Source organism: Acidovorax sp. FJL06 (assembly GCF_003852545.1).
Classification (GTDB): domain Bacteria; phylum Pseudomonadota; class Gammaproteobacteria; order Burkholderiales; family Burkholderiaceae_C; genus Acidovorax.
Window position 1 is genome coordinate 444 of record NZ_QAJR01000109.1, and the last position, 327, is coordinate 770.

Annotated in this window: 1 rRNA gene (cut by a window edge); it reads left to right on the forward strand. The window is 39.1% G+C overall.

Going from position 1 to position 327, the window contains the following annotated elements:
• A 23S ribosomal RNA gene (locus DBV10_RS22975) occupies positions 1–264 on the forward strand (its annotated part extends 443 nt beyond the left edge of the window); the annotation flags it as partial.
• Positions 265–327: the final 63 nt, after the last annotated feature.

Here is a 327-nt window from a genome sequence, read left to right on the forward strand (position 1 = left end):
CCTGCTCAGTACGAGAGGAACCGCAGATTCGGATCACTGGTAAATGTGCTTGATCGAAAGGTCATTGGCACGAAGCTACCATCCGAGAGATTAAGACTGAACGCCTCTAAGTCTGAATCTCGCCCAGATGTAATGATAATTCAGTGCCTACCTCGTAAAGAGGCAATAGTATTATCTGATGAATTTTCGGATTTGTTGGATGTGGCTTAGCCATATATTTAAACTCTAACTAACCTATGAAAATAGGTTGGGTGTTTGAATCATATTTTATGATTTACGTGTTGGCATTAAATCGTTTGCATACGACTTACCTTACTGTTTTTTTTT